A 24,804-nucleotide genomic window follows, 5' to 3' on the forward strand; every position below is an offset into this window, starting at 1 on the left:
ATTCGCTCGCCTCAAAAAGGCGACTTCACAAATATAACACACAAGATAACTCCGTGTCAACAATTAATTTCATTTATTAAATGTTGTTTACAAGGAATTAACCTTGGACTTACATCTTAGCATAGCCTATTATGATTGTCAACAACAAAAACACTTTTCTTACATGATAATACATGTTTTTTAATAGAATTTAGCCGCGTCGTATTCTCCAGCCCCTTTCCAATCGACCTGTAATGCTATCCACTTGCCGTCTTCGTAGTACCAAAGTGTCTCAACTACACCTAACTGATCAGCGTGATAAGCCCCGCTTATCTGCTTAAAACTTTTCAGTCCATAACCATTGCGGTCACTAATTTCGACAGGTTCAAAAAAGGCAATCGGATCAATCATAAGGGGTGTTTCTTGAAGAAGTTTGCCTTCTTCATCAAATATTCCCAGTCTAATGTAATCATCTTTCCGATCCGCTACATCTACTAGAATAGGTTCTGCATTCAAAGCGAGTTCAATTACAGCCTGAAATCCGTCTTCAAAATATCCTTTTATATAGTCTTGCTCCGGTAAAGGGATTGATTCCAATTCACTACGAGCAAGTGTGTCAAGTTTTGATGTGTACAACCCACCGCTTCCTCCTGTAGGACTTTGATAGAAGATATCTGGAACATTATCGTGATTCAAGTCGATAAACTGAATAGTTGGGTCATATCCACCTTGATAATCAATTCGCCATTCTTCGGACTCCGATGTGATAATCGCAAAAATATCTTTGTAATATACGGAATCCGGACTAAAATGAACGCCATACAGCTTAATTGTTTCAAGCTTACCATCTCCAGTTACATCCTCTTCATATGTCGAGATGAGAACTGGTTCAACTTCATTTGCCGCTACTTCAATGGTTTGAAAAATCATAATCGGCACGATAAAAAGATAAATAAATAATCGCATACGGATTCCTCTTTTCGTATATTGTCATTTGCTAGCTTGTGTATCTTGATTGCAAGCTATGCATGAACAAAGTAAAATATAGCGTGAAATAGAAATCGTTAATAGGAAGGATAATTTTGATGGATCAAATTAAAGAAATAAGCACAACTGAAGTAGAAGAAATGCTAATAAAAGAACAAGACGTCGTCCTTATCGATGTAAGAGAAGATGAGGAAATTGCAAACGGAATAATTGAAGGGGCACTCCATATCCCTTTGAAACAAATACCAAAAGCAACAGATTCACTTGATCGGTCAAAAGAATATATCTTAGTATGCCGTTCGGGTGGAAGAAGTATGAACGCCGCATTATATATGAAAGAACAAGGTTTCAATGTTTCAAACATGATAGGTGGTATGCTCGACTGGCAAGGTGAAGTAATCATTAAATAACAAAAAAGCTTTCTCTCCTTTTCAAGTAGGAAGAGAAAGCTTTTTCCTTCTATTAATTAGCAACAATATTAACTAGTTTACCAGGGACAACAATTACTTTCCGAACTGTCTTCCCACGGGTCCATTCTTGGATCTTTTCATCTGCTAATGCTAATTGCTCAAGTTCTTCTTTTGAAGCGTCTCTTGATACATTTGCCTTCGAACGGACTTTACCCATTACCTGCAGGACGATTTCAATTTCATCTTCTACAAGCTTACTCTCATCAAATGCCGGCCATGCTTCATACGTTATCGTACCAGGGTTACCTAATCTATCCCAGAGTTCTTCTCCCATATGAGGTGCAATCGGATAAAGTAATTTAACAAAGCCTTCCGCATACTCTTTTGGTATCTGGTCGACTTTATAAGCCTCATTCGTAAATACCATTAATTGAGAAATCGCCGTATTAAAATGCAGATTATCATAATCTATGGTAACTTTTTTAACCGTTTCATGATAAACCTTATCTAATTTCTCATTTGACCCTTCCGTAACTTTATCTGTCAAACTTCCATCCTCATTGATGAACATGCGCCACACTCGGTCCAAGAAACGTCGTGCGCCGTCAAGTCCAGTAGTAGACCAGGCAACAGAAGCATCTAGTGGCCCCATAAACATTTCATATAGTCTTAGCGTATCAGCACCATGTGAGTGAACGATATCATCAGGGTTTACGACATTCCCTTTCGATTTACTCATCTTCTCATTACCTTCTCCAAGAATCATCCCTTGATTATATAGCTTTTGGAACGGCTCTTTCGTAGGTACGACACCAATATCGTATAAAAACTTATGCCAGAATCTCGCATAGAGCAAGTGTAATACCGCGTGCTCCGCTCCTCCAATATATAAATCAACCGGCAACCATTCTTTAAGTGCCTCCGGATCTGCTAACGCTTCTGTGTTATCCGGATCGATATACCGTAAGAAATACCAGCTGCTTCCTGCCCATTGGGGCATCGTATTCGTTTCACGACGACCTTTCATTCCGGTTTCTGGATCAACAACATTCACCCAATCTTCCGCATTCGCTAATGGAGACTCACCTGTACCAGATGGTTTGATTTCCTTAATAACAGGTAATTCCAATGGAAGTTCTTCCTCAGGAACAGCCGTCATTGAACCATCTTCCCAATGGATAATTGGAATTGGTTCACCCCAGTAACGCTGCCTTGCAAAGAGCCAATCGCGAAGACGGTAAGTGATTTTCTTCTCACCCTTACCATTTCGAGTGAGCCAGTCGATCATCTTCGTAATTGCTTCTTCGGTATGCAGTCCATTTAAAAATCCAGAATTGATATGGGGGCCATCGCCAGCATACGCCTCTTTCGTCATATCTCCACCACTTACGACTTCAATGATGGGAAGATCGAATTCTGTCGCAAATTCATAGTCCCGTTCATCATGCCCAGGAACCGCCATAATCGCCCCAGTACCGTAAGACATCAATACATAGTCCGCTACCCAGATCGGTACTTTTTTATTGTTAGCAGGGTTAATGGCATAGGCTCCCGTGAATACTCCGGTTTTATCTTTCGCCAAATCGGTTCTTTCCAGTTCGGATTTCGTCTCCACCTCATGAAGATATCCTTCAACTGCGTCCTTTTGTTCTGCGGTTGTAATCTCTTTAACGAAAGGGTGTTCTGGAGCAAGTACTGTATACGTTGCGCCGAACAGTGTATCCGGACGGGTTGTAAAAACGGTGAAATCTTTATCATGCCCATCAATCGTGAAGGTTACTTCCGCTCCCTCCGAACGACCGATCCAATTTCGTTGCATTTCTTTTAAACTCTCTGGCCAATCCAACTCTTCCAGATCTTCAAGCAAACGATCCGCATAAGCAGTAATACGAAGCATCCACTGCTTCATCGGTTTACGAATAACCGGATGACCACCACGTTCACTTTTCCCGTCAATAACTTCTTCGTTAGCGAGAACCGTTCCGAGTGCTGGACACCAGTTCACTGGCACTTCATCAATATACGCAAGCCCTTTTTCATACAACTTTGTAAAAATCCACTGGGTCCACTTATAATAGTTCGGATCCGTCGTATTAATTTCTCTATCCCAATCATAAGAGAAACCTAGTTCTTTAATTTGACGTTTAAATGTAGCAATATTTTGTTCTGTAAATTCCGCCGGGCTATTTCCAGTGTCCAAGGCATATTGCTCAGCTGGTAAACCAAATGCGTCCCACCCCATTGGGTGAAGCACCTCGTATCCTTGCATCCTTTTCATCCGCGAAATAATATCCGTTGCCGTATACCCCTCTGGATGACCGACATGAAGCCCTGAACCAGACGGATAAGGAAACATATCTAATGCATAGAATTTTTCTTTATCGGAATACGTATCCGCTTTAAACGTTTTATGTTTATCCCAATATTCCTGCCATTTCTTTTCAATCTCTGCATGATGATAACTCATGCTGTGACCTCCTTCATGCAACATGGTGCTGATTATTTTATATTAGAAAACTTGATTGTCACCGAGCCTTTCAGTGACAACCTTAGTTGCACTTATGCAGTAAGAAAGGCTTTATCCTTTCTTATCTGCCAAAAAAAGCCACTCATCCCAAAGATAGGGACGAGAGGCTTATATTCCCGCGGTACCACCCAAATTAGCAATTATGCTCACTTTCCATCTTTAACGCAGATTTACGGCAGAAGTTACTCATTTCACCTCTGCAACTTATAGGTGAGTTCATAAATACATCATGAGCAGCTTCCACCACCCGCTGCCTCTCTATCCATGAATCGCATTTATTACTAATCCTATGCGACGTTTTTTTAATGTAATGATTACATCGAATTATAAAGAATCCTAAGATTATTGTCAAGATAAGCCAAATGTTCTATTCTTATGCTAGAAAGGATGTATGAATCATGTTAAAAAATGTCTTGCAATTCGCCCACCATTTACTAGAAGAAACCATTTCCCCAGGAGACCTCGCCATTGACGCAACCTGCGGAAATGGTAATGATACACTTGTCTTAGCTGGACTTACTGGTGCACAAGGAAAAGTACTGGCATTCGACATTCAGGAACAAGCGATTGCTTCAACTCGAGAAAGGATTGAAGCAGCCGAATATACGAATGTCACGCTTATTCAAGATAGCCATGCCCTTGTCGATAATTATCTAGAAGATCGTGAGGAAATTAGTGCGGCGATTTTTAATTTGGGCTATTTACCAAAGAGTGATAAACAAATTATCACGACAAGCAACTCGACAATTCCTGCTGTAGAAAAGTTATTAGCTAGGTTAAAGAAAAAAGGACTCATTATCCTTGTTGTTTATCATGGTCATGAAGGCGGGAAGGAAGAAAAAACAGCACTTCTTGAATATGTTACGGAACTCGATCAGAAAAAGTACCATGTCCTTAAATATGATTTCATTAATCAAATCAATAATCCGCCATTCGTGCTCGCTATTGAAAAGAAGTGAATGGACAGGAAACAGGTCAGTTAGATTTATTCTCCGACTGACCTGTTTCTTTTTAAAAATCAGTGATTTCATAGTGCTCCGTTACAAAGGCAACTGTTTCTTTTATCATTTCTTCCAGAATAGCTCGATCAATATCTTCAAGCTTATTAACATAGACACAAGCTTTGCCGGCTTTATATTTCCCGAAGTTCTCGAGTAATTTTTCGCGCTTCCCCTCATCCATCATGACATAAATGCTATGTCGAGCTTTTCTAGGGGAAAAACCTACTATCGGTGCATCGCCTTCATGGCCAGAAGCATATTTATAATGGTAAGAACCATAACCGATAATACTTGGTCCCCACATTTTCGCTTTTCTTCCAGTTACACTCGAGAAAATATCCAACAATTTATAAGCATCTTCCCGCCGTTTCGGATGGTCTACCGATTCGATAAACTCCACGACATCCCGATCATTTTCTTTCGTTTTTAATTCATACATAAATTCAATCTCCCTTAACTCGTAAGTTAATCACGTATTAACGTTCTGTAATATCCCCTCCTCTATACATGAGGGAAACCCAATATGTGAAGGGGGCATAAACAGTCCGTAAATCCCTGATTCGGTTCAACTAACATTCCGTGGGGGGAAAGGAATTCCCCACGGAATGAAGTTTCACTTTATTATACAAACGAATATTGTAATGAAGAAATGCTCCCGACATTCCCGCTGTTTTTAACAATCTTTTCCTAACTTGTTTCCCTTCCCGTAACGATTCAACCTTTTCATCACTTAAATATAATGCAACAAGACCTTTAGGGATGAACTGATGGAAAGTCGAATCAGGTAGGTCCCGCGTACGGTCTTCTGCTAAGTGTATAAAATATTGTAACCGTTCGAGAAGCTCCACATCATCCCGGTAGTAATTACAAAAATTTAAATCTCCTTCCATTTCGTCTTCTTTTTGATCAATATAATAATCAAGTAAAATATGCAAGCCTTGCACAGATGGAAAATAACTGTACATTATATGTTGCGGAAGCGATGCAGTCATTTTCCCGCCCATTGCATAAGACACAAGACAAAAAATGCCAAGCGTTGATCCAGACGCTGCTGCAAATTCATACCAGCTTAATCCAAGCGCTTTATCTTTCTTTTCCTTATACCAAGTTGTCAGCCGCGGGATACGCTCTTCCACTTTGACGTGTTTATGTACTTGAAGGTCCGCATACAGCGTCCATAGTTCTAAACAATATTCCTGGATTTGTTCATAGTCGTCGATGTCTTTCAATGCAGCTTGACACGTAAGCACTAATTTCTCAAGATAACCCCCATCAGCTTTCTCCGACCGATAAGCATAATAATCTTGCAAAGCTGCTTCAGGACGGAGCGCATCCTTCATCGCCTCATGGAGCATACGAAAATCTTTCGGATCAAGTGATGTACTGCGATCACAGAGATTATCTAAGTAATCGCTGATCGTCTGATATGCAACGATAAAACGAATCGCTTTTTCATACTTCATTCCAGCAAGCAATGCGAACACAGCACCACCCTGACAATGGAATTTTTTTGAATCGATACTGGCTAGGGCTTGTAGTTGCAGTTCCTTATCTGGAATAGCTGCTGCTTTCTCTTCCCACCCTTTCATCTCTTCCTCAACAATAGGAAATAAAGTGTTGTAGACTTCATATAGTAACCCAGTTGCTGTATTCGGTATTTGCATTCCTTGCGCCTCCATCATTTCATCATTTTTACATAGATTTGTTATACTATCATTATTATCAACATTGAGCTTAAAAAATACAAGGGAATAGGAGTGTTCATATGATTGATCATTATCAGGGGGTTTATCCAAAAATTCATGATTCAGTTTTCCTAGCAAAAAACGCTGTTATAAATGGAGATGTCACAATCGATGAGGATTCGAGCATTTGGTTCCACGTTGTAATCCGCGGTGATATCGCACCAACAAGAATTGGTAAACGAGTCAGCATCCAAGACTTGACCGTTCTGCACCAAAGCCCTGATAATCCACTTATTATTGAAGATGACGTTACGGTCGGCCATCAAGTCACCCTACATTCAGCCATTATTAGAAAGAACGCCCTTATTGGTATGGGAGCAATCATCCTAGATGGGGCGGAAATCGGAGAAAATGCATTTGTAGCAGCAGGAAGCCTCGTGCCACCGGGGAAAAAAATTCCACCAAACACCTTATATATGGGAAACCCTGCAAAATACGCAAGAGACCTAACAGCGGCTGATTACCAAGAAATGGAACGGGTAAGAAAATCCTACGTGGAGAAAGGTCAATATTATAAAATACATACAGATTTGGGGAAAAAATAAATTTTCCTTTATACAATAAGAGCTATCCCGACTCAACGGAATAGCTCTTATTGCACTTCATATAAAGTGAAACTTCATTCAGTGGGGAATTCCCTCCCCACTGAATGTTAGTTGAACAGAATCAGGGATTTACGGACTGTTTATTCCCCACCTTCACATGTCGGACTTCCCTCCTATTTAAGGCAGGGATATTACAGACCGTTAATGCGTGATAAAACTATTAAAACGTATGAGCAACACCGAACTATCCTGTGAGGCACGATTACTACGCTACTTTGACTACTGGATACGCTAGTACAATCGGTCTTCGGTGGGACGAGTAACCTCATGTCCCCGGCAGCCGCGAAACTATACCATAATGACGTTTCCACCTTCGCGCTTTTTACTTTTCACAAACTATCTTTTGCAGTTCTTCAACTTTATCAAGTTTTTCCCACGGGAAAATAATGTCGGTTCTGCCGAAATGTCCATAAGCCGCTGTATTTTTATAAATCGGCTTCCGTAAATCAAGCATCTCGATCAGCCCTGCAGGTCGAAGGTCAAATAGCTTACGCACCGCTCCCACTAATACTTCTTCCTGATACTCGCTCGTTCCAAATGTGTCGATTGTGATGGATACAGGCTCTGCAACACCGATCGCATAAGCAAGCTGTACTTCACATTTTGCAGCAAGCCCTGCCGCCACGATGTTTTTCGCTACATATCGAGCTGCATAAGCTCCGGAACGGTCCACCTTTGTCGGATCCTTCCCACTGAAAGCACCTCCGCCGTGACGTGCGTAGCCTCCGTACGTATCCACGATGATCTTCCGGCCCGTTAAGCCGACATCACCTTGCGGACCGCCAAGCACGAAGCGGCCAGATGGATTGATGAAGTATTTTGTATCTTCATCTAAAAGCGCTTCTGGTATAACCGGTTTTATAACATACTCTCGAATGTCAGAAATAATCTGTTCATTCGGAATGTCTTCATGATGCTGAGTAGAAACAACGATTGTATCCACACGAACTGGTTGATTCTTTTCATCATATTCGACGGTAACTTGTGTCTTCCCATCTGGACGTAAATAATCCAATACCCGGTTTTTTCTTACATCGGAAAGACGTCTTGCAAGCTTATGGGAAAGACTAATTGGAAGTGGCATATATTCTTCCGTCTCTTTCGTCGCATAACCGAACACTAATCCTTGGTCACCTGCTCCGATTGCTTCTATTTCTTCTTCCATCTTCCCTTCTCTTGCTTCAAGTGCCTTATCGACCCCACCGGCAATATCAGGTGATTGCTCATCAATTGCAGTCATGACGGCACAAGTTTCATAATCAAAGCCATACTTTGCTCGGGTGTAACCAATGTCTTTCACCGTCTGGCGGACAATTTGCGGTATATCTACATAAGTTGTAGTTGTGATTTCACCTGCTACGAGCACCATTCCCGTTGTAACGACTGTCTCGCATGCCACACGTGCATCTGGATCTTCTTTTAAAATATCATCCAGTATCGCATCAGATATTTGATCCGACATTTTATCAGGATGTCCCTCTGTTACTGATTCTGAAGTAAATAAACGACGATTTGCATTTGCAGCCATTTGGCTTGTTCTCTCCTTTGTAATATGTAACGGAACCCAATCTCCATTCGTTCCATTATTCAAAGCATGAAAATAAAAATCCTTTCCCGCAAGTATGAGGAAAGGATTAATTAGCCTTTCACTCTTATTGTTCAAGGAAAATTCCTTGCAACAGATTAGCACCTTTCACAAATCGTGAGGTTGCTGGGCTTCACCGGGTCTGTCCCTCCACCAGCTCTGAATAAGAATTGAAATTATTATAACCTTATTTAAAAGGGATTCGTTACTTAATAATCGATTACTGAAAAATAGCGTATCATATTTCATTATTTTTTACCAGTTTTATTTTCATACTGTCTGTTCTTTGTTACAATCAAATATAGAACAACATATTGAAATCGTTTTCCAACAAAAATGATAACGAACTAAAATAGGTTACCGACAGTTCTCAAAAAATTTTTCAATTAGTATGGACTATTCCATTTAATGTGTTATACTAATGTCAGATTTAAGATAAGCGATAAGGAGGAAGTTTGCAGTCTTCCTTCAACAAAACCTTTTAAAAGGCAGGAGAATAAGAATGAAAATGGTGGAGAAATCATTGACAAACCAACTATTAGAACACGAGAATTTGAATCGAAACTATTCAGTAGCTCGTCTGGTGGAACGCGTGTTAGATCGAAATGAAGGCGTTCTAACTTCAACAGGAGCAGTAACTGCAACTACAGGTAAATATACAGGTCGTTCACCGAAAGACAAATTTATTGTTAAAGACGAGATTACGGAAGATACGGTTGAATGGGGTCCAGTGAATCAACCGATCGATGAAGCTTCCTTTGATAAGTTACACGAAAAGGTAGTAAATTACTTAATGGAAAAGGACGAAGTTTATCAGTTCCAAGGCTTTGCTGGAGCGGATGAAAAATATCGTTTACCGATCCAAGTAATTAACGAATTTGCCTGGCATAATCTTTTTGCCCGTCAACTATTTATAACACCTACAGAAGAAGAACTTAAAACACATCAAGCAGAATTTACGGTTATTTCAGCACCGCATTTTAAAGCAGACCCTGCAGAAGATGGGACGAATTCAGAGACATTCATCATCATTTCCTTCAAGAAGCGTGTCGTATTAATCGGGGGAACGGAATATGCAGGGGAAATTAAAAAGTCGATTTTCTCTGTAATGAACTATCTGCTGCCACAGCAGGATGTTCTATCGATGCACTGCTCAGCGAACGTTGGTCAAGAGGGTGACGTGGCATTATTTTTCGGCCTATCCGGAACCGGAAAAACGACTCTTTCTGCTGATCCATACCGCCGGTTGATTGGTGATGATGAACATGGCTGGAGTCCGAATGGTGTATTTAATATTGAAGGCGGCTGTTATGCTAAATGTGTTAATCTTTCTGCAGAGAAAGAGCCACAAATTTTCAACGCGATCCGCTTTGGTTCTGTACTTGAGAACGTTACGATTGATGATGTGACAAGTGAACCAAATTATGACGATACGAGCTTGACGGAAAATACCCGGGCAGCTTATCCGGTAGATAATATCGATAACATCGTCACTCCAAGTGTTGCTGGTCATCCGAATACGATTATTTTCTTAACGGCCGACGCGTCTGGAACATTGCCACCGATCAGCAAGCTTACGAAAGAACAGGCTATGTACCATTTTCTAAGCGGCTATACTAGTAAGCTTGCTGGGACAGAGCGCGGCGTGACGGAGCCGGAAGCGACCTTCTCTGCTTGCTTTGGATCCCCATTCTTACCGCTCGCACCAGCGAAGTATGCGGATATGCTTGGACAAAAAATCGATCAGTATAATTCTAATGTATTCCTCGTAAACACGGGTTGGACTGGTGGGTCTTACGGTGTTGGAAACCGAATGAAATTATCCTATACACGCGCGATGATCCATGCCGCGCTAGAAGGTGAATTGAATCATATCGAAACAATAACCGATGATATATTCGGCTTGCAGGTTCCTGTTCACGTAGCAGGTGTGCCTGATGAAGTACTCATCCCGAAGAATACATGGGAAGATAAAGCGGCCTACGAACAGGAAGCGAAAGCACTCGCTAAGAAATTCCACGAGAACTTTGCGAAGTTTGAGAACGTGAGTGATGCTACTAAAGCAGCAGGTCCCGTGTATAAAGGGTAACAATGTATCCTCATCCCAAAAGGATAATTATAAATTTTATTAACAGCGACTTCGCTGGGACTTCCGATTTTTTATTAAAATCGGAAGTTTTTTTATCACGTATTAACGGTCTGTAATACCCCCACCTCTAAACAAGAGGGAAACCTAATATGTGAAAGGGGGTAAACAGTCCGTAAATACCTGATTCTGTTCAACTAACATTCAGTGGGGAGGGAAGGATACCCCACTTAATGAGTTTCACTTTATCACGTATTAACGGTCTGTAATACCCCCACCTCTAAACAAGAGGGAAACCCAATATGTGAAAGGGGGTAAACAGTCCGTAAATACCTGATTCTGTTCAACTAACATTCAGTGGGGAGGGAAGGATACCCCACTGAATGAGTTTCACTTTATCACGTATTAACGGTCTGTAATACCCCCACCTCTAAACAAGAGGGAAACCCAATATGTGAAGGGGGTAAACAGTCCGTAAATAGCTCTTGTGCGTTGCTGCGACTATTGGATGTGTTATTACAAACGCACTTCGGTAAAACGAGTAATCGCAACCCTAGGCGTCCGCAAACTTACTGTAATGGTACTTTCGTCTTTGTTTTTCTCATTCCCCCCTGTCTTCTGCACAATTCCACCGCCCAGGCATAAACTGTAGTTGACTATCCACTATGATACGAAAGGGGCGGACACTATGAGAAAAATAACGAAAGGTTTACTTTTGCTCGGCTTCCTGTTATTTATTACTGCCTGTCAATCAGAAACAGTGAAGATTAATCTCGCTGAAGTTACGCGCTCCCTATTTTATGCCCCACAATATGTAGCACTGGAACAAGGTTTTTTTGAAGAAGAAGGCTTGGATGTTGAACTTCAAACGACTTGGGGCGGGGATACAACAATGACTGCACTCCTATCCGGAGGGGCAGATATTGCCCTAGTAGGGTCTGAAACATCAATCTACGTCTATGCTCAAGATTCCCGTGATTATGCAGTAAACTTCGCTCAGCTCACGCAAACAGACGGTACATTTCTCGTGGCAAAAGAAGCTTATCCGGATTTCACCTGGGAAGATATGAAAGGGAAAGAATTTCTTGGCCAGCGTGTTGGAGGTATGCCACAAATGGTTGGAGAATTCGTGCTGAAAAAACATAACATTGATCCGCATAATGACCTTCTCTTAGACCAAAGCGTTGATTTTGCAAATATCCCTAGCGCTTTTCAGTCAGGGAATTATGAATTCGTGCAATTATTCGAGCCGACTGCAAGTGTTTTTGAACAAGAAGGGCAAGGACATATTATCGCATCCTTTGGCGAAGAATCCGGAAAAGTTCCTTATACCGTTTTTATGACACAAGAAAGCTATTTGAAAAAGAATGAAGAAACGGTGAAAAAGTTTACACGAGCCATTTACAAGGCTCAGCAATGGGTGGAGGAAAATAGCTCTGAGACGATTGCGGAAGTGATTGCCCCCTACTTTGAAGATACCGATCTAGATATACTAGCTTCTTCTATTGAACGATATAAAAATCAAGACTCTTTCGCAACAGATCCTTATTTAGATGAAGAAGAATGGGAGAATTTGAAAGCGATCATGGATGAAGCTGGTGAACTCCCCATTGATGCCCCCCATGAAGACTTGGTTAACACGAACATTGCCGAAGAAGTGATGAATGAATAGGAGGGATATTTATGGCGATTTTAAAGCTTGCCGGGGTCAGCCATCATTATTTTTCAAAAACAGGCTATACGAAAGCACTCGAAGACATTAGCTTTACGATGGAACGAGGTGAATTCGTATCGGTCCTAGGGCCAAGCGGCTGCGGTAAGTCAACGATTCTCTCCATAATCGCACGGTTACTTGAGCACACTTCGGGAAGTATTTTCATTAAAGGCGAGCCAATTGAACAATGTAAGGAAGAAATTGGTTATATGCTGCAGCAAGATTATTTATTCCCTTGGAAAACGGTCCAAGATAATGTTTTACTTGGGCCAAAGATCCAGAAACGCCAAGACGAAGAAGCAATAAATCGGGCTAATGTTTTGCTTCAGGAAGTCGGTTTATCGAATGCAAAGCACCAATATCCGACCGAATTGTCTGGTGGAATGAGACAGCGTGCCGCCCTTGTTCGGACGCTTATGAATAACCCGGAAATTTTCCTCCTGGATGAACCATTTTCTTCTCTCGATTTTCAGACAAAATTGAAACTGGAAGACCTTGTTGCAACAATTCTTAATCAATATAAGAAAACAACCATTCTCGTAACCCATGATATTGGAGAAGCGATTGCGATGAGTGACCGGATCATTATTATGGAGGCGAATCCCGGTAAAATTGTAAAAGTTTATGAGGTACCAATGGAATTACGTGAAGAATCCCCAACTATCGCCCGGAAGCACAAAGCTTTTCAACCACTGTTCGATACGATTTGGCAAGAGTTAGAGAAAGAAGAAGTGCAACAAAAATCTGGTGAAGCGACATGAAGAAGCTAAAAGATGAACAATTATATAGAGCGTATCAAAAAGGGATTAAAAAAGAGAGGAAAATTGTTCTAACTTGGCAAATAAGTATTGCTGTTCTTTTTTTCCTCTGTTGGGAAATTAGTAGTCGCCTTTACATTATTGATCCATTATTATTTAGCTCTCCCTCAAAAATTTTCGACCTGATCTTCACACGAATTGCAAACGGAAGCCTGTTCGTCCATGTTTCGGTTACATTATTTGAGACATTACTCGGCTTTCTCATCGGTACAATCGGTGGTGTGTTAATCGCAACTTCCCTATGGTATTCAAACCGGTTCGCAAATATTATGGATCCATATTTAGTCATTTTCAATGCGATGCCAAAAGTTGCGCTTGGACCGATCCTTATCGTCGCACTCGGCCCAGGATATCTATCGATTATTGCGATGGGATTTATTATCTCAGTAATTGTTACTACTTTAGTTGTTTACCGGGCTTTTTTGGAAGTGGACCGGAATTATACGATGGTACTGCGCAGTTTCGGGGCGAATCAATCACAAATATTTAAAGAAGCAATTTTTCCCGCTTCACTCCCTGTTATGATTTCCACATTGAAAGTGAATGTCGGTTTATCCTGGGTTGGAGTTATTGTCGGAGAATATCTTGTTTCCAAACAAGGACTTGGATATTTAATTATTTATGGCTTCCAAGTGTTTGATTTTTCACTCGTGATGGCTAGTCTTGTTATAATTGCGATACTAGCGGCATTGATGTATAAAGGGGTCGAAAAGCTCGAGGCTTGGCTGATGAAGCATACGAGATAAGGCACGGACAATGTCCGCGCCTCCTCGTCTTATTGGAAATATTTCTCGATGTATTCCATGGCATGTTCAACAACCCGATCTTTCATGATAAAACTGTAGGATGAATTAAAATTCACGTTTTCTGGAATTTTCAACAACAATACCGGACCATCTGTTTCAAAATAAGTTGGTTGCTCTTTTAATTCTTTCACTTCGGCGAAATAAAGGTTTTTAATGACATAATCCTTTTTACCATCTACGAAATATTGCCCGATATAATGAAGGTTAGTAACGACCCCACCAGTTTCCTCCAGCACCTCTCTTACGGCAGCATCGTGTGCAGATTCCCCAGGTTCGACTTTCCCACCAGGAAATTCTAGTCCCCGTTCCTTATGCTTTGTCAACAGCCACTTTTCTCGGTGTTTGCAGATGACGAGGACATGTTTTGGTTCTTTGGAAAAAGGATGATCTTGAAAGGATAATTGTACTTTATTATTATAAAAGTCTCTAAATGTAATCAAACAAAAACACGACCTTTGATGTATTAATTATTTCACGTCTTTTATTTCCTTAGGTTGCTTCATTGTACCATATGTACAAAAAGAAAGTGAGGTCTCCCCCACTTTCTCCTTTAAACTAAACCATTACCCGGTCCGTTCAGAATATCGATGGATTCGATATGTGCTTTCGTACTCTCATCACCAAGCTCATGAAGCAGTGCATATAGTTCTTTCAAGTTCTTATCATACCGTGCGTTTTCTGGAGATTCATCCGGAGGGGTAAATGGAATATGCGCCCGAACATAACTTGCCAAATTCGCCTCGTCCATATTATCCATCTTCTCCCTTATCTTGCTAAGATCCCCATCATCCGCATAGATCCCGAATGTCGCGCTTCCTTCTGCACTCTTCTTGTGAATACCACCATCTGAAATATTCACGTAATATTTCTCTTTCATGAATTCACCCTCCTTTGTATTAGTTTACCTTTTTAAAGAAAATGCATGTACAGAAGCCGAACGAATTGTTGGGGCCTCACTTGGAGTAGCTATAATTTCATTAAACTATGCATAAAACTCGCTGAAAAATACTAACCAAAAAACCCATTCATCTTCAACAACCCTCCTCTAAACTATTTTCCTTATAAAAAAAATTTAAACCACTTTAGTGGGACATGGGGTTGGGACATGGGGTCAGAGCAGTTGTCCCGATACGAGGCCGGACAGAGGGTCAGTGCAGTTGTCCCGATACGAGGCGGGACAGAGGGTCAGAGAAATTGTCCCACCGAAAAAATAAGCCTTCCGCTATAGTAGTGGAAAGCTCGCATTGTTACTTTATTCAAGTTCTTTTAATTTTTTTCTAACTAACTTATTTGACGCATTTCTGGGCATTTCATCGATAAATTTGATTTTCTTCGGCAATTTGTACTTTGCCAATTGTTTGCTTAGTTTTGCTAAAATATCCGTTTTCGATATAGATTCATACAACACTACATAAGCAACGGGAACTTCACCCCAAGTATCATCGGCGACACCGATAACTCCTGCTTCTTTAATCTCTGGTATTTTCATCAGTGCATTTTCAATTTCAGAAGGATAAATATTTTCTCCACCGGAAATAATGAGATCTGTTCGACGGTCCACAACATAAAGATAGCCCGCTTCGTCGAGATAACCGAGGTCCCCTGTATGAAGCCACCCATCTATAATCGTCTGCTTATTGGCCGCTTCATTTTTAAAATAACCTTTCGTGACCATGGGCCCTTTTACAATAATTTCGCCAACATCATCCTCACCAGGATTATTAATCTTCAGTTCAGCAGGTAATAGCGGTTTTCCGGCTGAACCAATTTTTAATAATGCGTCTTTAGCGGATAATGTTGCTATTTGCGAAGTCGTTTCCGTCATCCCATAACTCTGGAAAACCGGTATCTTTTTATCTTGTGCTTGTTTCAATAATACTTTTGGAGCGGGACCGCCGCCAAGTAGAAAACAACGCAATGTTTGTGGATAATTTTCCGAGCCCAGTTTATCCATAAGACGCTGAACCATCAATGTTACAACAGAAACGATGGTAACTTTTTTATCCATAATCGCTTCGTGAACTAGATCAACATCAAACTTTTTCATCAGATAGACCGGCATTCCATAAATCACACTTTTCATTAAAGTGGATAGCCCGCTTACATGAAATAACGGCAAAGAAATTAACCATTTATCATTTTTCTCCAGTCCAAGGTTTAATGCGGAGGAAATAGCGCTCCACCAGTGATTTCCATACGTGTGTACGACCCCTTTTGGAAACCCGGTTGTACCAGAGGTGTAAATAATTGTAAATGGCTGTTCTAAATTTAGTTCTAACTGTAATGTAACTTGCATTTCTTTTTGCTCATTGACTTCATCGTACGCATAGACTTGATTCACTTGAAGCTGTCGGGAAGAGTGCTTATCATCCGTAATGAGTATACTTACTTCAGCATCTTGCAGCTGATAATTTAATTCATCATCACTCAGTCTTGTGTTTAATAGCACACCGACAGCTCCGAGGTAACTTATAGCATGAATCATATAGACCATATCTAAATTGTTAGCCGATAAAATTCCAAGATGAGACCCTTTATTAACACCAAGTCCAGCTAGTTTTCTTGCCATTTCCATACTTCTGTTCTGTAATTCTAGAAAAGTAATTTTACCGCCGTCTACTAATTCAAGCGCAGTGCTATCTGGTGATAAATTTGCTTGTTTCGAAAGCCAGTGTGGAATAATTTCAGCCATTTATATTTGTTCCTTTCATTAATTACATAATTGCTTTTTACTTTGTCGAAGTGGGACAGTTACTCTGACCCCTTGTCCCACTTCAAACCGGGACAAGTGCTCTGACCCCTTGTCCCGGTTCAAAAAGAAAACCTTTGCTGGGGTAGCAAAGGTTTTGGTTTTACGGGAAGCGTGGGAACTTTTTGAAGTCTGGTTTTCTTTTTTCTTTAAATGCATCGCGGCCTTCTTTTGCTTCATCTGTTGTGTAATAAAGTAACGTTGCATCTCCGCCTAATTGCTGCAATCCAGCTAGTCCATCGGTATCTGCATTAAATGATGCTTTCAAGAAACGAATCGCTGTTGGTGATTTCTCCAGAATCTCTTCACACCACTGAATTGTTTCTTCTTCCAGCTTCTCATAAGGCACGACAGTATTGACAAGTCCCATATCAAACGCTTCTTGGGCATTGTATTGACGGCAAAGGAACCAGATTTCACGTGCACGTTTATGACCGATATGACGCGCTAAATAACCTGCTCCATAACCCGCATCAAAGCTACCAACTTTCGGACCAGTTTGACCAAAGATCGCATTATCTGCTGCAATTGTTAAATCACAAACGACATGCAATACATGTCCACCACCAATTGCATAACCAGCTACCATTGCGATTACTGGTTTCGGTATCGTACGGATGAGACGTTGTAAATCAAGCACGTTCAAACGAGGGATTTCGTCTCCCCCGACATACCCGCCGTGACCGCGTACTGATTGATCACCACCGGAGCAAAATGCTTTTTCCCCTTGACCAGTTAAAACGATAACGCCGATCGAGGAATCATCGCGCGCATCTGAAAAGGCATCGATCATTTCATTTACAGTAAGCGGTGTAAATGCATTTCGCTTCTCCGGACGATTAATCGTCACTTTTGCGATACCGTTATATTTTTCATAAATGATTTCTTCATATTTTTTAGCTTCAACCCATTGTACAGTCAACCCTTATTCCTCCCTATTCTATTAGAAAACTTGGCATTTGCTAACTTTTTTCGGCGAATGCCTTACCTTAGTTGCACTTATGCAGTAAGAAAGGATTTATGCTTTCTTATCTGCAAAAACTTACTTGATTAATTTTCTCATGATATATGCAATTTTGCAAATTCGAGTAAAGCTTGCTGAAAATGCTCCGGTTGCTCAATATGTAACGCATGTCCGCATTTAGGAAAAATGTCTAATTCTGCATAAGGTAACATTTCGGCCATTTGTTGATTGATTGCCACAAACTTCTCATCCAGCTCACCTGCAAGAAGCTTGACCGGAACTGTTACATCTTTTAAAGCTTCCCAATTGGATGGTTGGCTTCCTGTTCCCATTCCGCGTAAAGAATCAGCAAGCCCTTTTTTCGATTGGGACATTCTCTCAGCACGGATTGCTGCCTGTGTTTCATCCGGCAACTCCTTCTGTGTAGCAAATAACGGGATATTCTCCCAGTAATCAACGAATGATTCGATCCCTTCTTCCTCCAACAGCTTAGCGAGCTCCTCATCACCTGCTTCTCGATTCTTTCTCGCTTTCGTATCCTTTAGACCTGGAGAAGCACTCTCAAGGATAAGCCCCCGTACACTTTCCGGGTATTTCACAGTATAACTTAATGCGGCTCGCCCACCCATTGAATAGCCAACAAGGAAAAACGTATCTAATTCAAGATGCTGAAATAATCCATGTAAATCATCAATACAGGAGTCCATCGTTATTCTTGAAGTTCCTTTTGTCCAGCCATGGCCCGGTAAATCAACTGTAATCAATTGCATCCCATCCGGACGAGCTGTTACAACCTTATCCCATGTCAACGTGCTGCCTGTAAAGCCATGAAGAAGAACAACTGGTACCCCTTCCCCATGAATCTCGTACCAATAATTCATATCTTCCATTGAAAAATACAATTAGACCATCCTATTCTTAAAAAAAATTTCATCCGCAATTGCCTGCCATTTCTCATGGTGCCACTTTACATTCTCTTCCCGATCCGTTTTCACTTCGACAATTGACAAACCTTTTTTTTCATAACTTACTTGCAAGTCTTCTTTCAATTCTTCCTCTGTTTCTGGGGCAAAGTAATTCGCCTCATAAAGTTCAGCAGCTTTTCTGAAATCCAAATGTAACGGGGTTCCGAATAATGCTTCAAAGTGCTTCGGATCCTCTGCTTGGGGGAGGAATGAGAAGATTCCACCACCATTATTATTGATGAGCAATATCGTGATATCAATCCCATAATGCTTAGCAGCGTGTAATCCATTCATATCATGGAAAAATGATAAATCCCCTAAGACGAGTGTTACTCGTTTTCCAGCAGCCGCCGCTCCAACTCCACTTGAAACCATTCCATCAATTCCATTTGCCCCGCGGTTGGCAAGAACCGAAATCGGTTTATCATCCGTTAAGAAAAAGGTATCTACATCCCGGACGGCCATACTGTTTCCTACATAAAGCGTGCTACCTTCAGGAATGACTTCACGCAGTCCCCGAATGGCTTCACCTTCTGTAATTTTCTCTTCCATACCAAAAAGAAAATGATTTCTCGCTACTTTGTTCATCGCTTTCCAATCATGCAACCATTCCTCTGAAAAGGCTGGCTGATCAACAGCAAGCAATTCTTCACAAAGTGTAGTTGGATCTGCAAAAATGAATTCCGTTACATTTCCCGTCGGTTCCCTATAGCCAGAATGATTTTCTACAACGAATTGTGGAATCGTTGCATTTTCTTTGATGAAAAATAAATAAGCTTTTGAAACTGGCATAGCACCAAAACGGATAATAAAATCAGGCTTCATTCGGTCACGAATTGCCTTGTTTTTTAGTAGTGCGTCATACGTTTCAATTATATTTACCTTACGATGTGGCCCACTTCGCAGCCCAGAGAGCGGGTCAGCTAGTATTGGCAGCTGCCACTTTTCAGCAAGGGCGACAACTTGCTCGGGGAACTGTTCATCAGCATCTGCTTGTGGTCCGCAGACGATCAGCCCCTTTTTCTTATTTGTCAACTGGCTGAGGAAAGCTTCGAGCTGTTCTTCCGTCAATCGTTTTTTTCCGTCAAGCGGGATGCGAGCTGAATGTTCAACCATTCCTTTATACTTCCAAATACCTTCCAAAGAAAAGTCAAGAGTAAGTGGTTCACGTAATGGAAAGTTCAAATGAACAGGACCTCGATTCCCTTCACAAGCCATATACACTGCCCGTGCCGCTTTTTGTCTAACATAACGGAGCATACCGTCATCCCCTTCAGGAATCGCCATTTCCTGGAACCATTTAACATAATTTCCGAATAAATGAAGTTGATCAATCGTTTGCGGGGCGCCGACATCCCTTAACTCATGAGGCCGATCTGCAGTTAGAATCACGAGCGGAACACGGCTGTAATACGCCTCGACAACTGCCGGATAATAATTCGCTGCAGCAGTACCTGACGTACAAACTAATGCTACCGCTGCTTTCGTCTGTTTCGCAAGTCCAAGAGCGAAAAATGCAGCGGATCGCTCATCGATGACAACCCATTCCTTGATGTGTTCATGCTCAGCAAAGGCCAGCGATAGCGGAGTTGACCGGGATCCAGGGGATATAACAACATGCTGAATTCCGTTTTGAATCATTTCATCGACAAAATTGGCAGTATACCTCGTTAATATTTCCGTATGATTCATTCCTGTTTTCCTCCCAGCACATTTAGCATCGGCAGCATTTTAATTCTGGTCTCTTCAAATTCCATTTCCGGATCGGAATCAGCTAGAACCCCGCAACCAGCAAATAGGGATGCCTCATCCCCTTGGATCAGTCCAGAACGGATTGCTACCGCAAACTCTCCATTTTGATTGCTATCGACCCAACCGATCGGGGCACCATACCATCCCCGGTCAAGCAGTTCATGTTCACGTATATAAGCTAACGAATCTTCTGTTGGCGTACCACCAAGAGCAGGTGTCGGGTGCAGATCTTTAAGACAATCGAAAATGGAATACTCGTCTTTCAACGTTCCTGTTACCGATGTATATAAATGCTGTAGGTTTTTTAACGGATGAAGTACCGGTTCGTTCGGAATATTGACGTTTGTACAGGTTTTTAGTACGGCTTCTTTAATCATTTTTACGACAAATTCATGCTCATCCCGATTCTTCTTGTCATGCAGCAGTTCATAACCGATCTGCTCGTCCTCTTCTTTCGTCTTTCCGCGGGGAGCCGTTCCCGCAAGACAGGTCGAAAGTAAATTATTGTTTTCTACCTTGACTATCCGCTCTGGAGTCGCACCAATAAAACAGTCCCCTCCACTTTCGAATGCGAAGATATAACTGTTTGCCTGTGTATGATGCAGCTCTTCAAGAACTTGCGTGATATTAATTTCTTCCGTAAAGGATAGACGGACTTCCCGTGCAAGGACTATTTTTTCTGCGCGTTTTTCTTTCATTTCCTTTGTTGCTTCTTTGACGGTTTCTTTCCATTTTTCTGGTTCAATGACTCGGTTTCTTTTAATCTCAATATGCTGCACGCCGAATGTCTTACCAGTTATAAACTTCTGTGTGTTTTTACGAAGTCTTGTTGCTGCTTCATCTATTGTCTCTTCTTTATTGATGAGTATATTCACCGTCACATAACTGTCTGAATGATAAGTTGTCAGCATTAGTTCTGGAATATAGAATTTGCTTAATTCAAATTTCTTCCAAAGCTCTGTTTTTACTTCAAGTGGATCAAAATCCATCCCGCCGAAAGCGACAAACCCTGTTGCCGGCACCGTCGAGTAAGGATTATCAATCCAAGTATGCTCTAACGCTTGCTTCCATAAATCCTCTGTTTCCTGAAAACGATTCTCTTCAGCTATTAACGTTTGCACACTGCCAACTCCAGTTATTGCTAGGGTGCGATTCGGATTCATCCAATAAAAGCGGTCTTTAACAAACTGCTTCGCCCCCTCAAATATAAGGAGAGGGTCTTTATTTTCTATTTTCTTCGTCAAACTGAAAAGCTTGGATGATTCATTTGGGCCGATGGAATTCTTTACGGCTGCTATTTTTTCTTCAAGCTCTTTCATTTGAATATCGATCATAACTATACCTCCGATAAATACCACTAAAAAACACCTATAACCATTTTATGCTCTTTTCATCACTTTCTCAAGAAAAGGACCGTTTTTTGATAATTAAGCCAAGAAAATGGAACATAGCAGGAGATATGGAGGAAAATAAAAGAAATTGACACTTGTCCTTTATTTTCATAAGATTAATAGGATAGCGTGGAGGGGGAACATTTATGGATACTGTTAATAAAAATTCAATAAAAGAGGCATTGAACGAGAAATCAGGCTTTGACGTCTGGTGGCGCTTGATGCGTCCGCACACACTTACAGCATCGTTTATCCCTGTATTCGTCGGTACGATGCTTGCTTATCATGATGGAACCATCAACTGGACCTTATTTCTCGCCATGCTCGTAGCGTCCTTATTAATTCAGGCTGCGACAAATATGTTTAATGAATACTATGATTATAAACTTGGTCTAGATACAGAGGAATCAGTTGGGATCGGCGGCACGATTGTTCGTGATGGGATAAAGCCGAAAACAATTCGAAGTCTTGCTATTACATTCTATGGAATTGCTGTTATTCTTGGTGTTTATATTTGTATCGAGTCAAGTTGGTGGATTGCTATTATCGGTTTAATATGTATGGCAATCGGTTATCTATATACTGGAGGACCTATTCCAATTTCATATACACCACTTGGTGAGTTGTTTTCCGGTGTACTAATGGGGACAGTCATTATCGGCATCACGTATTTCATCCAGACTCTAACAATTACGAGTGAAGTAATTTGGATATCGATTCCAGTTACCATTTTTATCGGCAGCATCAATTTATCCAATAATATTCGGGATCGTGACGGGGATAAAGCTGGCGGAAGAAAAACTATTGCTGTACTGATCGGCAGGAAAAAAGCAATTACCGTGCTTGCAGTACTATTTAGCATTGCTTACGGCTGGACATTAGCTTTAATTATTGCACGTCTCTTGCCTATCTGGACACTAATCACTTTCCTTAGCGTACCGAAAGCCGTAACTGTCATCAAAAACTTCCGTGGTAAGACCGAACCACTCGAAATGATGCCCGCAATGATTGCAACTGGAAAAACGAACACCATTTACGGCTTCTTACTTGGAATATCCCTCGTCATTGCAGCATTTGTCTAAGCGTGCTTGTCACTGCTTAATTTCTTGAATGTTGCCTGAATGAAAAGGAGCGATTTTGATGAAGACCTATCTTTCGGATGATAAATTAGCTTATTTCCGTAAGCGGTTGCTCGAGTTAAAAGCGGAAACGGAAAAGCTTTCCAGTCAATCTACTAATAAATCACCGAACGACTCGATCCAAGAGCTGTCTGATTATGGCAATCATCCAGCTGACCTGGGTACAGAACAGTTTGAACAAGAGCGTGATGCTGGAATGGAACTCGTTCACAAGGAACGGTTACAAGCGATTGATGATGCGCTGGAGCGGATTGATAATAAAACGTATGGTATGAGTGTCGTATCACAAAAGCCAATACCGGAGGAAAGACTTGATGCTATCCCAACTGCAAAAACACTTGTAGAAGAAGAATAAAAAAACACACCTAAGAATAGTAGGCAGGATCATTCGCCAATGACCTTGCCTACTATTCTTTTTAAAAAGTACAGCCCTTGCCAGATAATCAGGTTCTATTATATTTCTCCAAAACATGAAAAAAGGTTCAGCCTCAATTATTTGAGATGAACCTTTTTTGAATGTATATTATGCAGCTAAATTTGTTTGTTTCTGTTCAATCCAGCTGCGCATTTTTATGAACACGGGAACAAATAACATTCCGACAATAATTCCTTTCAGCAAGTTAAATGAAAACACCCCAACAAGAACGGCGCCCCACGCCATTTGTTCACTCATATCCCATCCCATAAACCATGCATAAGCAGGCAGAATAACATAATAATTTAATACAGACATTCCAACTGCCATAACGATTGTTCCTGTAACTAAGCCGGAAACGATCGATTTTACACCTTTATGGAACTTATGATAAATAAGTGAAACTGGAAGGACAAACATTACACCTGCAAGAAAATTAGCTAGAACACCGACCGGGTCTCCTGATCCAGACACCGCGAAATAAAGCACGTTCTTAATGAGAACGACAGCTACACCAGCAAGTGGTGAAAAAATAAGTGAAGCCATCAATGCCGGTACATCACTAAAATCAATTTTTAAATATGGTGGTAGGAACGGCAGCGGGAAATTCAAGAAAAATAAAACAAGCGCGATTGATCCTAGCAGTGCTAAAATAATAAGTTTTAATAACTTTGAAGATTGCTTTGCAGATTTTTGCATCTCCATCTTCCTCCTTCATCGTTTGCTAACCGATTCTAACTCGTGATGAAGGATCGCCTTGCCATTTTGACAACTCTTCTGTTCCAGCGTCTTAAAATTTCTTTTAAGACAGAAAAACCCTAAAGCCGTAAATGGGGCTTTAGGGTTTGGGAATACAAGAGTAAATGAAGGTACACGAAAAAGCACCTTGATTTGGCTCGACATCTTCTCCCATCCAGACTGTAACTGTCGGTCCTGGAATTACACCAGATCAACCATAAGAATTGAAATTATGGTTCGCGGACTTAGAGTAAGTATACCCCTCACCGCCGGTCGGGAATTGCACCCTGCCCCGAAGATTAGAATCGATTATTCAATTACTAACAATAAGTATACTACATTTTTAATAAATTGCAAGAGACGTGCTCAAGCAAAGAAGGAAGTGTTCTTACAGTAAGTGTTGACTTTCACACAAGGGTATTAGAGCG

At 41.1% G+C, this 24,804-nt stretch carries 22 protein-coding genes, 2 riboswitches and 1 other annotated feature; of the genes, 9 read left to right on the plus strand and 13 right to left on the minus strand.

The genetic code is table 11. The features are described from left to right. Positions 1-180: 180 nt before the first annotated feature. A complete protein-coding gene (locus WKU33_RS01305) occupies positions 181-945 on the minus strand; it encodes a hypothetical protein (RefSeq protein ID WP_156855560.1) in 765 nt (254 codons plus the stop codon). A gap of 119 nt (positions 946-1,064) precedes the next feature. Between WKU33_RS01305 and WKU33_RS01310 the strand changes: the two genes are divergently transcribed. After that, complete coding sequence (locus tag WKU33_RS01310) at positions 1,065-1,376, plus strand: rhodanese-like domain-containing protein (RefSeq protein ID WP_156855664.1); 312 nt, start codon at positions 1,065-1,067, stop codon at positions 1,374-1,376. 52 nt (positions 1,377-1,428) lie between these two features. On the opposite strand, the gene leuS is transcribed toward WKU33_RS01310, so the two are convergent. Beyond that, positions 1,429-3,843: a leucine--tRNA ligase gene (gene leuS / locus WKU33_RS01315; protein WP_156855561.1), complete on the minus strand. Its 2,415-nt coding sequence runs from the start codon at positions 3,841-3,843 to the stop codon at positions 1,429-1,431. Positions 3,844-3,995: 152 nt separating this feature from the next. After that, positions 3,996-4,207: a binding site (T-box leader), on the minus strand. A 94-nt stretch (positions 4,208-4,301) separates the two neighbouring features. On the opposite strand from leuS, the gene WKU33_RS01320 reads away from it, so the two are divergent. Then, complete coding sequence (locus WKU33_RS01320) at positions 4,302-4,862, plus strand: class I SAM-dependent methyltransferase (RefSeq protein WP_156855562.1); 561 nt, start codon at positions 4,302-4,304, stop codon at positions 4,860-4,862. 52 nt (positions 4,863-4,914) lie between these two features. Here WKU33_RS01320 and WKU33_RS01325 read toward each other — a convergent pair whose 3' ends face one another. After that, complete coding sequence (locus WKU33_RS01325; RefSeq protein WP_156855563.1) at positions 4,915-5,343, minus strand: DUF1801 domain-containing protein; 429 nt, start codon at positions 5,341-5,343, stop codon at positions 4,915-4,917. Positions 5,344-5,473: 130 nt separating this feature from the next. Beyond that, on the minus strand, positions 5,474-6,568 hold the full coding sequence (locus tag WKU33_RS01330) for a tetraprenyl-beta-curcumene synthase family protein (protein ID WP_340452836.1): 1,095 nt from the start codon (positions 6,566-6,568) through the stop codon (positions 5,474-5,476). 101 nt (positions 6,569-6,669) lie between these two features. Between WKU33_RS01330 and WKU33_RS01335 the strand changes: the two genes are divergently transcribed. Beyond that, on the plus strand, positions 6,670-7,194 hold the full coding sequence (locus WKU33_RS01335) for a gamma carbonic anhydrase (RefSeq protein WP_156855565.1): 525 nt from the start codon (positions 6,670-6,672) through the stop codon (positions 7,192-7,194). 382 nt (positions 7,195-7,576) lie between these two features. On the opposite strand, the gene metK is transcribed toward WKU33_RS01335, so the two are convergent. Next, the gene (gene metK / locus WKU33_RS01340) at positions 7,577-8,782 is read right to left on the minus strand and encodes a methionine adenosyltransferase (protein WP_156855665.1); all 1,206 of its coding nucleotides are present in this window, start codon (positions 8,780-8,782) and stop codon (positions 7,577-7,579) included. Between the two features lie 121 nt (positions 8,783-8,903). Then, positions 8,904-9,009, minus strand: a riboswitch (SAM riboswitch). A gap of 338 nt (positions 9,010-9,347) precedes the next feature. On the opposite strand from metK, the gene pckA reads away from it, so the two are divergent. The 4 genes from pckA to WKU33_RS01360 all read left to right on the plus strand — a co-directional run bounded on the left by pckA (position 9,348) and on the right by WKU33_RS01360 (position 14,203). Beyond that, positions 9,348-10,928 (plus strand): phosphoenolpyruvate carboxykinase (ATP), encoded by a 1,581-nt coding sequence (gene pckA, locus WKU33_RS01345; RefSeq protein WP_370459726.1) that lies wholly within the window; start codon positions 9,348-9,350, stop codon positions 10,926-10,928. A 685-nt stretch (positions 10,929-11,613) separates the two neighbouring features. Continuing rightward, complete coding sequence (locus tag WKU33_RS01350) at positions 11,614-12,597, plus strand: ABC transporter substrate-binding protein (protein WP_336252948.1); 984 nt, start codon at positions 11,614-11,616, stop codon at positions 12,595-12,597. Positions 12,598-12,608: 11 nt separating this feature from the next. Further along, positions 12,609-13,400, plus strand: a complete 792-nt coding sequence (locus tag WKU33_RS01355) for an ABC transporter ATP-binding protein (RefSeq protein ID WP_340452838.1) — start codon at positions 12,609-12,611, stop codon at positions 13,398-13,400. Then, complete coding sequence (locus WKU33_RS01360; RefSeq protein ID WP_188859263.1) at positions 13,397-14,203, plus strand: ABC transporter permease; 807 nt, start codon at positions 13,397-13,399, stop codon at positions 14,201-14,203. The genes WKU33_RS01355 and WKU33_RS01360 overlap by 4 nt, the downstream gene beginning before the upstream one ends. A gap of 29 nt (positions 14,204-14,232) precedes the next feature. On the opposite strand, the gene ytkD is transcribed toward WKU33_RS01360, so the two are convergent. The 7 genes from ytkD to WKU33_RS01395 all read right to left on the minus strand — a co-directional run bounded on the left by ytkD (position 14,233) and on the right by WKU33_RS01395 (position 22,027). Beyond that, complete coding sequence (ytkD, locus tag WKU33_RS01365; RefSeq protein ID WP_156855570.1) at positions 14,233-14,703, minus strand: RNA deprotection pyrophosphohydrolase; 471 nt, start codon at positions 14,701-14,703, stop codon at positions 14,233-14,235. Between the two features lie 110 nt (positions 14,704-14,813). Beyond that, positions 14,814-15,140 (minus strand): hydrolase, encoded by a 327-nt coding sequence (locus WKU33_RS01370; RefSeq protein WP_336252946.1) that lies wholly within the window; start codon positions 15,138-15,140, stop codon positions 14,814-14,816. Positions 15,141-15,515: 375 nt separating this feature from the next. Beyond that, positions 15,516-16,955 (minus strand): o-succinylbenzoate--CoA ligase, encoded by a 1,440-nt coding sequence (locus tag WKU33_RS01375; RefSeq protein ID WP_340452841.1) that lies wholly within the window; start codon positions 16,953-16,955, stop codon positions 15,516-15,518. 160 nt (positions 16,956-17,115) lie between these two features. Then, complete coding sequence (gene menB, locus WKU33_RS01380) at positions 17,116-17,934, minus strand: 1,4-dihydroxy-2-naphthoyl-CoA synthase (RefSeq protein ID WP_156855573.1); 819 nt, start codon at positions 17,932-17,934, stop codon at positions 17,116-17,118. Between the two features lie 137 nt (positions 17,935-18,071). After that, entirely contained in the window at positions 18,072-18,878 is an 807-nt protein-coding gene (gene menH, locus WKU33_RS01385; protein WP_188859272.1) for a 2-succinyl-6-hydroxy-2,4-cyclohexadiene-1-carboxylate synthase, read from the minus strand. Further along, positions 18,879-20,633, minus strand: a complete 1,755-nt coding sequence (gene menD / locus WKU33_RS01390; RefSeq protein ID WP_340452842.1) for a 2-succinyl-5-enolpyruvyl-6-hydroxy-3-cyclohexene-1-carboxylic-acid synthase — start codon at positions 20,631-20,633, stop codon at positions 18,879-18,881. After that, a complete protein-coding gene (locus WKU33_RS01395; RefSeq protein ID WP_156855575.1) occupies positions 20,630-22,027 on the minus strand; it encodes an isochorismate synthase in 1,398 nt (465 codons plus the stop codon). The genes menD and WKU33_RS01395 overlap by 4 nt, the downstream gene beginning before the upstream one ends. A gap of 203 nt (positions 22,028-22,230) precedes the next feature. On the opposite strand from WKU33_RS01395, the gene WKU33_RS01400 reads away from it, so the two are divergent. Together WKU33_RS01400 and WKU33_RS01405 are read left to right on the plus strand one after the other, a co-directional pair. Further along, positions 22,231-23,166, plus strand: a complete 936-nt coding sequence (locus tag WKU33_RS01400) for a 1,4-dihydroxy-2-naphthoate polyprenyltransferase (protein ID WP_156855576.1) — start codon at positions 22,231-22,233, stop codon at positions 23,164-23,166. Between the two features lie 58 nt (positions 23,167-23,224). Beyond that, positions 23,225-23,578, plus strand: a complete 354-nt coding sequence (locus tag WKU33_RS01405) for a hypothetical protein (RefSeq protein ID WP_156855577.1) — start codon at positions 23,225-23,227, stop codon at positions 23,576-23,578. 168 nt (positions 23,579-23,746) lie between these two features. Here WKU33_RS01405 and WKU33_RS01410 read toward each other — a convergent pair whose 3' ends face one another. Next, on the minus strand, positions 23,747-24,337 hold the full coding sequence (locus tag WKU33_RS01410) for an ECF transporter S component (protein WP_340452845.1): 591 nt from the start codon (positions 24,335-24,337) through the stop codon (positions 23,747-23,749). Between the two features lie 198 nt (positions 24,338-24,535). Beyond that, positions 24,536-24,680: riboswitch (FMN riboswitch) on the minus strand. Positions 24,681-24,804 lie beyond the last annotated feature (124 nt).

It is taken from the genome of Oceanobacillus sp. HCA-5259 (assembly GCF_037892815.1).
Classification (GTDB): domain Bacteria; phylum Bacillota; class Bacilli; order Bacillales; family Amphibacillaceae; genus Oceanobacillus; species Oceanobacillus indicireducens.